The sequence below is a fragment of the Corynebacterium sp. LK10 genome, assembly GCF_008042455.1.
In the GTDB taxonomy this organism is placed as follows: Bacteria; Actinomycetota; Actinomycetes; order Mycobacteriales; family Mycobacteriaceae; genus Corynebacterium; species Corynebacterium jeikeium_D.
Genome location: NZ_NOVT01000015.1, coordinates 1 through 15,172, shown reverse-complemented (window position 1 = coordinate 15,172; position 15,172 = coordinate 1). Strand labels below are relative to the sequence as shown.

Sequence of the window (15,172 nt, the reverse complement as noted above, 5' to 3'; positions counted from 1 at the left end):
TAGTTGATGGCACAGTAAAATCCAGGCTATGGCTGTTCAGCATATGACCGATGAAACCATCGCCGAGTTCTTCGCCAATCACCTCTCGCGGGTAGATGATGACACGCAGCGCGCTGTCGCTCTCGAGGTGTTGGAATGGGTTCATGAAAAGTACCCGGAACTCGGCGTTCGCATTGCCTGGAATCAGCCGATGTTCACGCTCGATGGCACTTTTATCATCGGTTTTTCCTACGCCAAGAAACACATGTCCATCGCCCCAGAGCGCGACGGCATTGTGAAGTTCTCCGACGAGTTCGATGACCGCGGCCTCTCCTACGGAAAAATGATGGTCCGCTTCCCCTGGCCAAAGGATGGCAAGGCCGAGTCCATGCCGCTGGACCTGCTGGCCAAGATGATTGAGTTCAACATCGAGGACAAGCGCGGGATGACCAAGTTTTGGCGGTAGGTCGGGGTCGATTACCAGCCCTGGAAGCTACCAAGCACTTAATGAGCATTCCTTTCCTCAGCGAGATCACGCAGGAATGTGTCTTTGTCGTCGCAGTAAATCTCAATCGAGGAAACCATCATTGGTCCCTTGTAAAGATCTTCTGCCACGACCTGCGAATCGACTTCTAACTTGACGTTCACTTCACTCAAAACAGGCACCCTGAGATTGCCGTGCTCGTCAATTGCTACGTCCCCTCCTTCACCTGCCGTTACGGAGCTCGCATGACGTAAGTGTGACCACGGAATTTCGCAAATAAGCCTTCGCCCATTTCGCAGTACGAGTCCTTGCGGTGTCATTAGATGTGGATGATCCCGAACAGTTACGTAAAATCCAGATAAAAGAACTACGGCATAAACACTAATTACCAGCAATAAATATCGCCAAAACGCATTAGAAATAGCAAAATGCACTATGCTTATTTCTGCAACGCTCAGCGCCAGTATCATAAAAACAACAGTTCGAAGGTTTCTATATGCTGTGAAGGATCTGACTTCACTGTCGACATTTCTCTGAGGCTTAAAAAAGGTGAAAGCAGCTAGCAGCGAACCAACTTCCGAAACGAGTAACGCTAGTATTTTTCGAGGTACGCCAAATTTCTTTGACGTCTCGGACAGCGAAGAAGCCCATGACCTGCCATTTCTGAGATAGTCTTGCCACATACCTCCAAACAGTAAGAGAAAAGCCGCAACCACCACGGCAAGTGGTAACAGGAATACCCAACCCGGCAAACCAGATACCACATTCATAAGAAGGAAAAGAACTCCTTCAAAAATAATTGCGGCACCCAGCATTGCTCTAAATACAATTTTCATGTTTGCCTTCCGACTATGAATTGGCAGGTTTTCCTCGGAAGAAGATTACTCACCAAACGGGCTCTCTCTTAATACTTCTTACACATTCTTGAGTTGCCTTTTCACGATATGAACAGGTACCAAATGGTCGTTAAAATATGGCCGTAAGCCAAGCTCATGACTGAACACCGCTATATCAATGCCCCAGATGGGGGCCGACTGCCCTCATGCACATCTCAAAACTATTCAAGTTTTCTTCTACTTTCAATACAAAATGAGTTGTGAGATTTCTACATTTCTTCTCGTGAGCCGTTGCAATGCTAGCTGGCCGACGCATCCGACGACTTATGGCCACGCTATTCACCTATCGATGCGCTACAGCGTGTCCACAAGTGAATAGCGCATCGACAAGTGAGAGAGCCTGGCCCACAGCGTGCGCATAAGTGCCGAAAAACCATCGATAAGTCAGGAGAATCCATCGACAAGTCCCCGAAACCTGGCCATAAGTGCCGGACAGGGTTAAAGGAGAGTTAAAGGACAAGCCAACAACCTCAGCTCAGCATCTGCCTCTGCTTCAACCCAAGCCCCACCCCAAACCCCAACCCCACAAACAAAAAATCCTCGGAAGCTTTTACACTTCCGAGGATCTTCGCTGTGGGCGAAGGGGGACTTGAACCCCCACGTCCGTAAAGGACACTGGCACCTGAAGCCAGCGCGTCTGCCATTCCGCCACTCGCCCGTGGGAACGAATAGAACTATAACACCCCGCGCTAATACACCACCAAATCCCCAGGCCAGCGCGCGTTTTCCACCACTTTTCAGCACTTAGCAATAGCAACTTCCTCCACAACCGTCGTCACTATTTGATAAACCTCAGTAGTTCCTAGCCCTTAACTGAAGGTGTAGGGCTCTATACTGTTGCTTAAGTATCGATAATTTTTGTGCACATTTTTTTCACGTAACCCGCCGCGGTTTGGCGGGAGAAGGCGAATTTCTTTAGTCAGATGGATTTCCTAGGACGCATCCGCAAGCTCGATAGCTCGCTTCAGCGCGGGCTCGATAACAGCTTTGCGCGCGTGTTCGGCGGCAAGGTTGTCCCGAATGAGTTAGAAGAATGCCTGAAGCAGGAAATTGAAGACTTCCTGATGCAGGACGCCAACGGTCAGTACTTGGCACCCAATGATTTCCGCATTGGCATCAGCGCTGCCGACTACAAGAACCTTTCTGCGTCCGAGCCCAACCTGCCGAATCAGTTGGCTGACCGCATGACACGCTACTGCCGTAACAACGGCTGGGGCTTCACCGGTTCCATTAGCGTCCACCTACAGGCAGTGGAGTCTCTCCACACCGGCCAGTTGAAGACGGCCAGCACTTTCACCGAGGACACCGTGGGCACCTCGGAGTTCGTCCCATTCGAGGACAGTGCCGATGATGCCAACACTGACGCAGCCCCGTCGCAAAGCGATGATGAACCCCAAGCTGCAGAGACCTCTGCCGCCTACCACCCGCAGCCGGAAGCTGAGCAGTTCCCCACCGCTTCCCGCCCCATCCCCGCGGTCGACCCGGAAGCGGCAACTGAGCTGAGCAGCGCGGCCGTGGGTGAAGACCAGTCCCAGGAAAAGACCGTCACCCTGCTGTTGCAGGACGGCTCCTCGCGCGTATTTGAGGTGCGCCATGGTTCGAACATCATCGGCCGCGGCACCGCTTCCGACTTCCGCCTCCCGGATACTGGTGTTTCCCGCCAGCATGCCGAGATCACGTGGGACGGCCAGGACGCTGTGCTCGTCGATTTGCATTCGACCAACGGCACCATTGTCAATGGCGAACCCATTGAGAACTGGCTGCTGGCCGACGGCGACGAAATCTCGCTGGGGCATTCTGTTCTCGAAGTTCAGATCCGCTAGTTAAATCCGCTGATTCAGATCCGCTAAGTAGTGAGGTTCACCAGGTTCACATGCCACTGCCCTAGGTTTGCCGACACATTCCTGGAATAATTACGTCCGTGTGTTCGGTTTGCGGACCCACCAGCTCTACATAAGGAGGTTCCTCGGACGTGGAAGCTATCGTTTTTCTGCTTTCGCGCATCGGCGTGCTGGTCGTCCTGTGGTTTTTCATTTGGATGACGCTTCGCACCCTGCGTACAGAAACAACAGGCTCGGCTCCGCTGCGCCCACTTCGGCAGGCCAGCAGTGCTCCGGCCAAGCGTTTCCAGCGCTCGCAGACTCCACATCAGCTCCTTGTCACCTCCGGGCCGCTGGCGGGTTCGCGCATGAACCTAAACAACCAACGCGACATCACTATTGGCCGTTCAGAGTCGAATGCCTTCGTCCTCAACGATGACTTCGCCTCGGGCCAGCACGCTCGCGTCATCAACCGCGACGGCATCTGGTACCTGGAGGACCTGGACTCCCGCAATGGCACATTCCTCAATGGCCAGCGCGTGGAACAGCCTGAACGCCTGGCTTCGGGTATGGAATTTCGTATTGGCCGTACAACTTTGAGGTTGCAACCATGAGTCTTGCTCTGAATTACACGGCCCGCTCTGACCGCGGCCTCATCCGACAGAACAACGAGGACTCCGCCTATGCGGGTTCGCGTCTGCTCGCGCTTGCCGACGGCATGGGTGGCCACGCCGCCGGAGAAATCGCATCTCAGCTGATGATTGCGGCCGTCTCTCGGCTGGACAATGATCAGCCCGGCCCCGATTTGCTCGAGTCCCTGCGCAGCGCCTGCATGGAGGGCAATAACTCCATTGCGGATGAAATTGAGCAGAACCCCTCTACGCAAGGCATGGGCACTACGCTGACTGCTCTGCTTTTCGACGGCACCCGCCTGGGCATGTGCCATGTCGGTGACTCGCGTGGCTATCTGCTGCGCGACGGGGAGCTCATCCGCATTACCCGGGATGACACCTATGTGCAGTCCCTGGTGGATGAGGGCAATCTCACCGAAGAAGAAGCGGCAATTCACCCTCAGCGCTCACTGATTTTGAAGGCTCTCACCGGTCGCCCGGTGGAGCCTACTTTGTCTTATCGCGATGTTCACGAGGGCGATCGCTACCTGCTGTGCTCGGATGGTCTATCCGATCCAGTGTCCGCGGATACCATCAAGGATGTGCTCTCGGAGGGCACTCCGGACGAGGCCGCTACCAAGCTCATTGACTACGCGTTGAAGTCCGGTGGTCCGGATAACATCACCGTGGTGGTTGCCGATGTTGTCGATTCGTCGGCACGCACGCCTTACGAGCCCGCCCTGGCCGGTGCCCTACAGAGTGCGGAGGAGGAACTCCCCCGCCCCAATACGTCAGCGGGACGCGCGGCGGCACTCCGCCCGCGGAAGTCGCAGGAAATTGCAGTGACTTCGGCGCCGGAGAAGAAAGCTTCCAAGGGCAAGTGGCTAGTTATTTCTGTGGTGCTGGTGCTGGTGGCCGGGTTGGTCGGCCTTGGTATTTGGGGCTGGCAGAAGAAGGAGTCGATGTACCATCTCGCGGTGGTCGACGGGCAGGTGCAGCTGATGCACGGCGTGCCCGGTAGTTTGCTGGGCTTCGATCTGCAAGAGCCACATCAGTTCATCTGTTTGACCGATGACAATAAAGTTCAACTACCTCCGGCTGGGACGCCGAAGGAGAAGGTCGACTGCCACATCATGACGCCGGAAGATCTCTCACCGGCGGCACGCAATTCGCTGGAAGGTCTGCCGGCTGATTCCTACGACGGTGTCAGCGACCAGATTGGACGTTTGGCGGAGTCGGCACTGCCGGTATGTCTGTCCGTTTCCGACGATGACAAGAAGGATGAAAAGCTGGGCTCGAAGCCAGGAGTCAACTGTAGGCAGGTGCGAAAATGAGTGAAACTACCACGAAGCGACAGCTTCGGATGAAGGAAATGCTCCTGCTGCTGCTGTCGGCAGGATTGTTGCTTTTGGCACTAATTTCGCTGGAACTGGCTCAGGGCAACTCTCTGACCGCAGATGTCTTTTACATCATTGGCGGATTCTTTGTGATCTTTGCAGTGGCGCATATCGCGCTGACCTTTGTGGCGCCCAACGCCGATCAGGTGATGCTGCCGGTTGCGGCCACGCTCAACGCCTTGGGGCTGGTGATGATTCACCGCCTCGACCTGGCCAATGACACCTCGTTGGTGCGCAATCAGATCATGTGGACCGTACTTAGTGTCGCACTGTTTATCGGCGTGATTGTCCTGCTGCGCAACCATCACTCGCTATCGCAGTACTCGTATCTGCTGGGTCTCGGCGGCTTGATTCTGTTGGCGCTACCGCTGGTGTGGCCGTCGTCGATTAATGCTGATGCCCGCATCTGGATTTCCATCGGCCCGTTCTCCATGCAGCCGGGTGAGTTTGCCAAGGTCATGCTGCTGATCTTCTTTGCTCAGCTGCTGGTGAATAAGCGCTCGCTGTTCAATGTGGCGGGCAAGCGTTTCCTGGGCATTGATTTCCCGCGTGTTCGCGACCTGGGTCCGATTCTGCTGATCTGGGGCATCGCTACCGTCATCATGGCTCTGCAGAATGACTTTGGCCCGGCGCTGGTGCTCTTCGGCACTGTGCTGGCAATGCTCTACGCTGCCACCGGTCGTGGTTCCTGGCTGATCATCGGCATGGTGCTGGTGACCGTCGGCGTTGTCGGTGTCTACATGGTTTCGGACAAGATTCAGGCGCGAGTCACGCATTTCCTGGATCCGTTGGGCTCCTACGACGAGGGCGGCTACCAGCTCTCCCAGGGTCTGTTCGGCATGAGCTGGGGTGGCATCGGTGGCACCGGTCTGGGCCAGGGCTACCCACAGAACATTCCGGTGGCACACTCTGACTTCATCCTCTCGGCCTTTGGTGAGGAGCTCGGTTTTACCGGCCTGAGTGCCATCATCCTGCTGTTCGCGATTCTGATTTCCCGCGGTATTTCGGCGAGCTTGGCGGTTCGTGATTCCTTTGGCAAGCTGCTGGCGGCCGGTGTCGCATTCTCTATGGCCATTCAGCTGTTCGTGGTTGCAGCCGGTGTTTCCAAGCTGATGCCGCTGACCGGTCTGACTACTCCGTTCATGTCAGCCGGTGGTTCCTCACTGCTGGCCAGCTACATCATGTTGGCCATCGTGCTGCGCGTCTCTGACGAGGCCAACCGCCCCTGGGGTATTCCAAGCAACCCTTCGGGCCTCAACGACAATGCCACCGCATCTCAGGAGGTGAACCAGTAGATGAATAAGACCATTCGCCAAATCTTTGTTGTCGTTCTCGGACTCTTCGTTCTTCTACTGGCGAACCTGACCTACATCCAGGGTTTCCAGCAGGATAAGTACGCCCACAATCCGCTGAATAGCCGCCAGTTCCTGGAGGAAAAGTCCAAACCTCGCGGCCAAATCACCACTGACGGCGACATTCTGGCCCACTCGGTCAAGGGCGAGAGCGGCTTCTATGACCGCAGCTACGACACCAACCCGGAGGCATATGCCGCGGTGGTCGGATACCTGTCGGACATCTACGGCTCCGCCGGTATCGAACGCTCTCAGAACGAGATCTTGAACGGCAGCGACCCTTCGCTGTTTACCTCCCGCGCCCTCGACATGGTCACGGGCAAGGAACCCTCTGGGGCCTCCACGGAGCTGACGCTGTTGCCGAACGCTCAGCGGACTGCGTACCAACAACTCGCTGAACGCGGCTACGTCGGCTCCGCCGTCGCCATTCGCCCATCGACGGGTGAAATTCTCGCGATGGCCTCCACACCGTCGTTCAACCCGAATGACATCGCCGCCGGCGACGAGAGTACCTGGCAGTCCCTCAATAACAATGAGGGTGCACCGCTGCTCAACCACGCCACTCAGCGTCCGCTGCCGCCGGGTTCCACTTTCAAGGTGTTGACCACAGTCACGGCACTGGAGCAAGGCGCTTCCCCGGACACCTCGGTCACTGGCGCACCGCAGATTACGCTTCCGGATACCACCACCACGTTGGAGAACTACGGTGGCTCGACCTGTGGTGGGGCTACTACAACTCTCCGCCAGGCTTTCGCGCAGTCCTGTAATACGGCATTCGCTGAGCTCGGTATGCAGTACGGGGCCGATGCGCTCAAGGACGTCGCTAAGCGATTCGGCATCGGTGAGGCCCACGATGACGCGGGCCTGCCGATTCAGCCCTCCGCTGTCGGTGATATTCCGGATCAGTCCTCGCTGGGTCAGACCTCCATTGGTCAGCGCGACGTGTCCTTCACGCCGCTGGACAACGCCATCATCGCCGCCACGATTGCCAACGGCGGCGTGCGCATGGAACCCCAGATCATCAAATCGGTGCGCGGTGCCGACCTCTCCGAAATCAAGTCCTTTAAGCCGATTGAAGCCGGCGAGGCGATTTCGCCGGAGGTCGCGGAGACCGTAACTGAGCTGATGCGCGGCTCCGAGTCGCACTCGGGCGGTAACGGTTCGCGTATTGCCTCCAAGACCGGTACCGCCGAACACGGTGCTGTCCGCGGCGAGTACGCGCCGCACGTCTGGTACATCGCCTTCGCGCCGGACTCCGATGTCGCCGTGGCTGTCGTCGTGGAAAACGGTGGCGGCCAGGGCCAGGGCGCTACCGGCGCCTCCGTTGCTGCCCCGATTGGCCGTGCACTCATTAACGCGGTCGAACAGGCGGGTCGATAAGCATGGACGCCCACCAAGTTCAAGACATCGTTGGCGACCGATATCACGTCCGCCGTCTGCTCGGCCGTGGCGGCATGTCCACCGTCTGGCTTGCCGACGACGCCACCAGCGGCGAACTGGTTGCAATCAAACTTCTGAACCAGGAGTACTCGGACAACTACGAGTTCCGGCAGCGTTTCCAGAACGAAGCCGCCGCTGCGCGCAGCGTCAACAGCCCAAACGTGGTGAAGATTGTCACCTACGAGGAAGGCGACATCGGCAGCCACGGCGCGTGTTACATCGTCATGGAGTACATCCGTGGCGAATCTCTGTCGCAGGTGCTGCAGCGGCGTCGCACCCTGCCAGAGCACCTGATGCTCGACGTGCTGGAGCAGACTGCACACGGCCTGTCGGCAATTCACGCTGCGAACCTTGTCCACCGCGACATTAAGCCAGGCAACCTCCTGGTGACGCCGGAGGGCACGGTGAAAATTACCGACTTTGGCATTGCCAAAGCCGCTGAAGCGGTGCCTCTGACGCGTACCGGCATGGTCGTCGGTACCGCGCAGTATGTCTCACCGGAGCAGGCGCAGGGCAAACAGGTGAGTCCGGCGACAGACATCTACTCGCTTGGCTGTGTCGCCTACGAAATGGTGGCCGGCGCCCGGCCCTTCCAGGGCGACTCCACCGTCGCGGTTGCCGTGGCACACATCAACGAGGCACCACCTGCGTTGGCGCCGACGGTCAATCCGCATATCCGCGAACTTATCGGCATTATGCTGCGCAAGGATCCGCAGCGTCGCTATGCCGATGGCCGTGAGCTGGCACAGGCTGTTTTGCGAGTGCGCGCGGGGCACCGCCCACCGCAGCCGCGTGGTGTGACCCCAACGGTGCACCGCCAGTCCAACGCTGCCAACCCGGCGACCACCGAACTCGGTGCCATGACGCGACCGCCCATGCCGGTGTCGCAGCCACCGCAGCAACCGCAGCGACCACCGCAGCAACCCGCCCGACAGCGTAAGCCGGCAAAGAAGCGCAGTGGCTGCGGTTGTGGCTGCGGCAGCATTGTGCTGTTGGTGCTGCTAGTGTTGCTGGCCGGTGCTATCGCAGTCGTCTATTCGCTGTCGACTACCGGTTCACTGCCAACCATTCCGAACTTGGAGCAGTACATTCCGAACCAGTCACAGCAGCAAACCACAGAGGAAAACACCGACCCCAACGACGGTTCTGGTTACGGTTGGTCGGGCGACAATTCCGGTAACTGGGGAAATAACGACGGCGGCAACAATGACGGTGCCTCTGACAGCTCCACTGAGCAGGACACCAGCGAGACCGCTCCGGATACGTCCGAACCGACCCAGGATTCGGGCAACGACAATGGCAACGACAGTGGCAACGACTCCAGTGACGGCGTTCTGCCCGGTATTCAATTGCCCTTGGGAAATGACTCCGGTAATACCTTGGGGACTCCAGATGCACAGTAATATTCAGGTACAAGATGTTTTGGTGGAAATCCTTCCGAAGGGACTGACGAACAATGTCTGGCAATGACGATCTCCTCTCCGGCCGTTATCGGCTCGGCGAGCTCATTGGCGTTGGCGGCATGTCCGATGTCTACCGCGCTGAAGATACTGTTCTCGGTCGCTCTGTCGCGGTCAAGATGATGAGGGCCGACCTTGCCAGGGATGAGAACTTCCTCGCAAGGTTCCGTCGTGAAGCGAAAAACTCAGCGCTGCTGAATCACCCGTCGATCGTGTCGGTGTACGACACCGGCGAGACGGATAGCCTGATGGGGCGCGTGCCTTTCATTGTCATGGAGCTGATTCAGGGCGAGACCCTGCGTGATCTTGTTCGTCGTGAGGGGCGGCTCGACCCGAAGAAAGCCGCGTCGATCATGGCATCGGTGTGTGATGCGCTGACGGCATCCCACCATGCGGGCATTATTCACCGTGACATCAAGCCGGCGAACATCATGCTGACCAACACCGGCAAGGTGAAGGTGATGGATTTCGGCATCGCTCGCGCGCTCGGTGATTCCACCACGATGACGCAGACTGCGGCGGTGCTGGGTACCGCGCAATACCTCTCGCCGGAGCAGGCGCGCGGTAAGACCGCCGATGCCCGTTCCGATATTTACGCTGTCGGCTGCGTACTTTTCGAGGCCGTCACGGGCGCCCCGCCATTCACCGGTGAAACCCCTCTTTCTGTCGCTTACCAGCACGTTCAGGACCAGCCGCCGCGACCTTCGGGGAAGCTCAACACCGACCCAAACACGGCTCAGGCCCTCGACGCGGTGTTGTTGACCGCGATGGCCAAGGACCCGATGGAGCGCTATGACTCCGCAGAGGACTTAGCCCAGGATTTGCGTCGTCTTGCACGCGGCGAGGATCCGTTGGCGCTGGCGCACCACGGCGCGCATGACGACGACGCGAAGACCACCGAATTCCTTCCGGCAGCTCCATCGGATGCTGAGACCCGGGTGACCCCTGCACAGCAGGCAACTCCGGCCCCGGCCCCTGTCCCTGCTCCGGAACCGGAGAGAGCAGCTGCCCAACCGGAAGCCCCTGCTCAGATTGCTAACACTGACGAGCCTGAGAAAAAGAAGGGTGGCGCAGGAAAGACTGTCGCACTGGCGGCTGCTGCGCTGGTCGCTCTTGGCGGTGTCGGCTACGGCGCCTACCAGCTTTTCAACTCGTCCACCGAGGTCGAGACCGTTGCCATTCCGCAGGTCGAGGGCCTAAATGTCAATGAGGCAACGCAGGTTCTCGAGCAGGCTGGTTTCGTGGTCAACCGCGTCGACGAGCCGAACCCAGATGTGCCCCGAGACACGGTGATTGCCACCGAACCGGGTGTCGGATCGGGGTTGCCGCAGGGATCTCGCATCAAGCTGCGCGTATCTTCGGGCCCGGAGTTGACCAATGTGCCGGATGTGCGCGACAAACAGGCAGAGGAAGCTCGCCGCCTGCTCGAGGAGGCGGGGCTTGTAGTCAATCCGAAACTGCAAGAGGAACCGAGTGAGGACGTTCCGCGTGGCAATGTCATCGAGCAGTCTCCAGCTGCCGGTTCTCAGGTGTCGAAGGGAACCCGCGTAACTTTGACTGTCTCCTCCGGTATCGAGACCAAGACTGTTCCGGATGTCACTGGTCAGAGGTTGGATTCCGCCCGCACGACCCTCGAGTCCGCTGGTTTCGTTGTCGAGGTGGTGGAGGTTGACTCCACTGAGGAACAGGGAACCGTTGTTGAGGTTCCCCAGAAGGGCACGGAGCTCACCGTCGGAACGACTGTCGAGCTGCACGTTTCGCGCGGCAACCAAATTAAGATGCCACGAGTTGAGGGCCAGACTCTCAGCGATGCGGAGAAGGCACTCACCAATGCCGGCTTCGAGGGAACTATCCGCACCGAGGAAGTCACCACGCTGGATCTGTCCAAGGTCGACCACGTGGAGAAGGCCGACCCGTCAGCCGGCTCCAAGCTCAACAAGGACGGCGAGGTCACCCTGCGCGTCTACCGGCTGGGGGTTGCCCCGGAGGGTTCTTCAGAGGAACGGCCTGCTCCTGAACCTCCCATAAGGCTGCCGGATCTGCTGCCTAACTAGCGGCTAGTGTGCCAGCACGTCTGAGAAGGCGCGCTGGTACACGGCCTGCTGCTCTTCCAACTCCGCCAGGAGTTCCTCGGTGTACTCGCCGCCGGCCAGTCGCAGCCAGTTGACCAGCATGCGGTGCCCGTACTGGGTGAGTACCGACTCCGGGTGGTACTGCACGCCGTGAATCGGCAGGTCGCGGTGGCGCATCGCCATCAGCATGCCCGAATCGGTGAATGCCGTGGCAATGAGTTCCTCCGGCAACGTCTTCGGATCCACCGTCAACGAGTGGTAGCGCGTGGCAATAAAAGGACTGGGCACATCGGCCAGAACACCCGTGCCGTCATGAGTGACCGGGGAGGTCTTGCCGTGCAACAACTCGTCGGCACGCACAACCTGCGCACCAAAAACCTCACCAATCGCCTGGTGACCCAAGCACACACCCAACACCGGTGTCGGCTCGTCCTGCCTGCTCACCGCGCGAATAATGTCCTCTGTCCACCCCGCATTAGACGGCTCACCGGGACCGGGCGACAGTAGGATTGCATCAAATTGCTTTACGACGTCGTCAACATCGCGGAGACGCGCATCATCATTGCGCCAGACAGTAACCGTTTCGCCGAGCTGGCCTATGTACTGGACCAGATTGAATACGAAGCTGTCATAGTTATCGACGACGAGAATCTGCATAACTGGGAATTCTACTGCCTGCGAACTTCACTGGTAAGTTCGGATGCAAAGTTTACAATTATGCATATACCGCGGGAGTGTAGATACCGCGCTGATCGCAACCTGCTGACCACAACCTAAGGAGTTTAAAGCGCTATGCCTAAGGCAAAGATCGAAAGCACTAATTCACCACAATCCGGTGGCTCCTCCGTCAGCCGTACCCCGGTCAAAATCAACAGCACTCAGACGCCGGTGTGGTACAAGGTGCTGATGTTCGGGTTCATGCTGATTGGTTTGGGCTGGCTGCTGGTCAACTACATCGCGGGTCCGCATATTCCGTTCATGGTGACTTTGAACGCATGGAACTACGTCATCGGCTTTGGTCTTTTCATTGTTGGTCTGCTGATGACTATGGGTTGGCGTTAGTCAGCTCTAATACATCGCACCCCCTCAGGCGCATCCACTTTTGGATGCGCCTTTTTTTCATACCTAAAAACCCAGGTCAATTCACCCCCGTCAATACACCCGTTTCCCACACGTTTTTCGACGAATGAGGATTTCCCTCCTACTGATCGCGCAAAAAAGTTATCCACAGAAACCTGTGTAACAATCATGTAATTTGTGGATAACTGTGGAGAGATTTCGTCCCAAATTTCTCACGGGTTACGTGACAGAAACCGTAAAGCATGACAACTTTGGTTCTATCCCCTGTGTCCACAGTATCCACAGCCTGTGGATAACTCTGTGAACAAGTAACATAGTTGCAAGTCAAGTTGTGCGTAACTCCAATATTCTGCGGAGTTCGACCACTTTCGAACGCTGGTTCGTAAATTACAAGAATGGAATTATCCACACATGTGCACAAGTCTGTGGACAACTGTGAATTGTTGTAATTTGTGAAAATTGGGACCCGTAACGTGCTTCTTGGCCCGTGTTCACCTAGGTGAACAGTGGAGTATTTTGTCCACAGGGCTGTGGACATGTGGAGAATTAACACGATGTGCTACTACCCCCACTACCCCTAAACACAACATTGAAGTTACGGGCCGTCGTAAAGCGAAAATGGGCATGAAAAAACCCGCCCGGAACAACCGGACGGGTTAAAGAGCGTAGAAGCTAGCGGATTACTTCTCGATGTCGATGGAGGTAATCACGACCGGCTCCAGCGGGCGATCCCAGTGATCCGTAGCCACACGAGCGATCTCGTCGACAACCTTCTTCGAGGCGTCATCAGCGACCTCACCGAAGATGGTGTGAGCGCCATTGAGGTGCGGGGTCGGAACAACGGTGATGAAGAACTGGGAACCGTTGGTGCCACGACCGCCGCGCTTGCCGGCGTTTGCCATAGCGAGCAGGTACGGACGATCGAACTGGAGCTCCGGGTGGATCTCATCGTCGAACATGTAGCCCGGGCCGCCGGTGCCGGTGCCCAGCGGGTCACCACCCTGAATCATGAATCCAGCGATGATGCGGTGGAAGATGGCCTCATCGTAGAACGGGCCGGACTCGGTGCCAGAGGCGTTCTGCCCCTTGTACTCCTTGGTGCCTTCTGCCAGGCCGATGAAGTTGTCGACGGTATTCGGCGCGTGGTTGCCGAACAGGTCAATCACGATATCGCCATGGTTGGTGTGCACAGTTGCAGTAGCAGTCTTAATAGTCACATTCCTTAGGATACCGACCTTGGTGGCCAATTGCTCCTACTGGTGAGTTTCTCCGTGGCAGAAACCAGCGAAAACGTTTCTCAAGATAAGGAAAAGAGTTCTTCGTTGACCCCCATGGAGGCCAAATAGTGCCTAAGCTGGAATGTGAGCCTGCTGCAAATATTTCGGCGCTAGGCCTAACTGGGCCCTAGCTCTTGGACTTAGAAGCATCTTGGTCTCAGAGGCACTGGCGCCGCAGCAGTATTAATCATTGATTGAGAATTAAAGGCGATGCCTGTTGGCGACGCACTAATAAAGGAGAGTCATGAACCCCAACGCAATCTCGCTGGCTGTCAAGGGACTGAAGTCCGCTTACGACAGCTACTCGGATTACCGGGACAAGAAGGCTGCAGAGCTCTACGACACGATGCAGGAGGCTAAGAAGGTGGCAGCTGCACAGAACGAGGCAGCAAAGGACGCAGCAACCAATTGGGCGGAAGACGTTAAGGAAAAGGTTTCCGACGCCCGCGATCAGCTCGCTGAGCAGGCCGAAGAACTGACCGGCAAGGTTGAGAAGAAGTCCAAGGAGACCAAGAAGCAGGCTAAGAAGGCTGCGAAGCAGGCCGAGAAGGACGCTAAGCGCAAGGGCAAGAAGACCCGTTGCAAGGCTCGCTGCGAGGCTAAGAAGGCTGAAAAGAAGGCCAAGAAGGCTCGCAAGGACCTCGAGGTGCGTACCCAGAAGGCTATCGACAAGGTAACCGGTAAGGAAGAGCAGCGCGCCAAGAACGGTCGCATCGCAACCGCTTCCCTGGTCTTCGCTGTTGTTGCAGCAATCGTCGGTGTCATCGTTTGGAAGCTGCGCAAGGACGACAAGCTCCCGGTTGACCCAGCTCCGTACCAGCAGAAGGCCCAGGAAGTTAAGCACAAGGTCGAAGAGAAGGCCGCAGAGGTCAAGGAGACCGTTGAAGAGAAGGCTTCTGAGGCTAAGGACAAGGCTGAAGAGGTAAAGGGCAAGGCAGCCGACAAGGCCGACGAGGCCAAGGACAAGGCTGCTGAGGCCAAGGAGACCACTGAGGAGAAGGCCGCAGAGGCTTCCAAGCAGGCTCAAATCAAGGTCGACGAGGTCAAGACCGAGAAGAAGAACGCTGACGACGCTAAGAAGATCTCTTCCAAGCCGTCCAAGCCGGCTCCGAAGCCGGGTCAGGCTCGCAAGAAGTAAATAGGCGGCTAGATAGCCAAAAGCCTTTTCACGCCCGATTGTTCTGTGCAGTTGATGCGCAGGCGGTCGGGCGTTTTTGGTTAAGCAGCAAACCTGACAACTTCAGAAAGACGGGCTGCAAATGTGAAACTGTGCAAGTTTATGACAGTTTCAAGCCATTTTTCAC

General features: G+C 57.2%; 13 protein-coding genes and 1 tRNA gene. 10 read left to right on the top strand and 4 right to left on the bottom strand.

The window, feature by feature from the left end:
- Positions 1-28: 28 nt before the first annotated feature.
- The gene (locus tag CHU70_RS04540; protein WP_070652678.1) at positions 29-445 is read left to right on the top strand and encodes an iron chaperone; all 417 of its coding nucleotides are present in this window, start codon (positions 29-31) and stop codon (positions 443-445) included.
- Between the two features lie 38 nt (positions 446-483).
- Here the strand turns inward: CHU70_RS04540 and CHU70_RS04535 are convergent, their stop codons facing one another.
- Together CHU70_RS04535 and CHU70_RS04530 are read right to left on the bottom strand one after the other, a co-directional pair.
- Positions 484-1,299 (bottom strand): hypothetical protein, encoded by an 816-nt coding sequence (locus CHU70_RS04535; protein WP_049172588.1) that lies wholly within the window; start codon positions 1,297-1,299, stop codon positions 484-486.
- Positions 1,300-1,933: 634 nt separating this feature from the next.
- A tRNA-Leu gene (locus tag CHU70_RS04530) sits at positions 1,934-2,017 on the bottom strand.
- A gap of 265 nt (positions 2,018-2,282) precedes the next feature.
- Between CHU70_RS04530 and CHU70_RS04525 the strand changes: the two genes are divergently transcribed.
- From CHU70_RS04525 to pknB, 7 genes are all read left to right on the top strand, one after another.
- A complete protein-coding gene (locus tag CHU70_RS04525; protein ID WP_049193412.1) occupies positions 2,283-3,182 on the top strand; it encodes a DUF3662 and FHA domain-containing protein in 900 nt (299 codons plus the stop codon).
- A 149-nt stretch (positions 3,183-3,331) separates the two neighbouring features.
- On the top strand, positions 3,332-3,793 hold the full coding sequence (locus CHU70_RS04520) for an FHA domain-containing protein (protein ID WP_016421758.1): 462 nt from the start codon (positions 3,332-3,334) through the stop codon (positions 3,791-3,793).
- Positions 3,790-5,124 carry a PP2C family serine/threonine-protein phosphatase gene (locus CHU70_RS04515; RefSeq protein ID WP_016421757.1) on the top strand — a complete coding sequence of 445 codons (1,335 nt, stop codon included), beginning with the start codon at positions 3,790-3,792 and terminating at the stop codon, positions 5,122-5,124. The genes CHU70_RS04520 and CHU70_RS04515 overlap by 4 nt, the downstream gene beginning before the upstream one ends.
- The gene (locus tag CHU70_RS04510) at positions 5,121-6,482 is read left to right on the top strand and encodes an FtsW/RodA/SpoVE family cell cycle protein (RefSeq protein WP_016421756.1); all 1,362 of its coding nucleotides are present in this window, start codon (positions 5,121-5,123) and stop codon (positions 6,480-6,482) included. Before CHU70_RS04515 ends, CHU70_RS04510 begins: the two co-directional genes overlap by 4 nt.
- A complete protein-coding gene (locus CHU70_RS04505) occupies positions 6,483-7,919 on the top strand; it encodes a penicillin-binding transpeptidase domain-containing protein (RefSeq protein WP_147719293.1) in 1,437 nt (478 codons plus the stop codon).
- A gap of 2 nt (positions 7,920-7,921) precedes the next feature.
- A complete protein-coding gene (locus CHU70_RS04500; RefSeq protein ID WP_147719294.1) occupies positions 7,922-9,382 on the top strand; it encodes a serine/threonine-protein kinase in 1,461 nt (486 codons plus the stop codon).
- A gap of 53 nt (positions 9,383-9,435) precedes the next feature.
- Positions 9,436-11,493, top strand: a complete 2,058-nt coding sequence (gene pknB, locus CHU70_RS04495) for a Stk1 family PASTA domain-containing Ser/Thr kinase (protein ID WP_147739777.1) — start codon at positions 9,436-9,438, stop codon at positions 11,491-11,493.
- Between the two features lie 3 nt (positions 11,494-11,496).
- Here pknB and CHU70_RS04490 read toward each other — a convergent pair whose 3' ends face one another.
- Positions 11,497-12,168 carry an aminodeoxychorismate/anthranilate synthase component II gene (locus CHU70_RS04490; RefSeq protein ID WP_048731900.1) on the bottom strand — a complete coding sequence of 224 codons (672 nt, stop codon included), beginning with the start codon at positions 12,166-12,168 and terminating at the stop codon, positions 11,497-11,499.
- Positions 12,169-12,303: 135 nt separating this feature from the next.
- Here CHU70_RS04490 and crgA point away from each other — a divergent pair, with 135 nt between their 5' ends.
- Positions 12,304-12,573 (top strand): cell division protein CrgA, encoded by a 270-nt coding sequence (crgA, locus tag CHU70_RS04485; protein WP_005511903.1) that lies wholly within the window; start codon positions 12,304-12,306, stop codon positions 12,571-12,573.
- A 698-nt stretch (positions 12,574-13,271) separates the two neighbouring features.
- Here the strand turns inward: crgA and CHU70_RS04480 are convergent.
- The gene (locus tag CHU70_RS04480) at positions 13,272-13,808 is read right to left on the bottom strand and encodes a peptidylprolyl isomerase (RefSeq protein WP_369707163.1); all 537 of its coding nucleotides are present in this window, start codon (positions 13,806-13,808) and stop codon (positions 13,272-13,274) included.
- A gap of 304 nt (positions 13,809-14,112) precedes the next feature.
- Between CHU70_RS04480 and CHU70_RS04475 the strand changes: the two genes are divergently transcribed.
- Complete coding sequence (locus tag CHU70_RS04475) at positions 14,113-15,006, top strand: hypothetical protein (RefSeq protein WP_016421751.1); 894 nt, start codon at positions 14,113-14,115, stop codon at positions 15,004-15,006.
- The last annotated feature ends 166 nt before the right edge of the window (positions 15,007-15,172 follow it).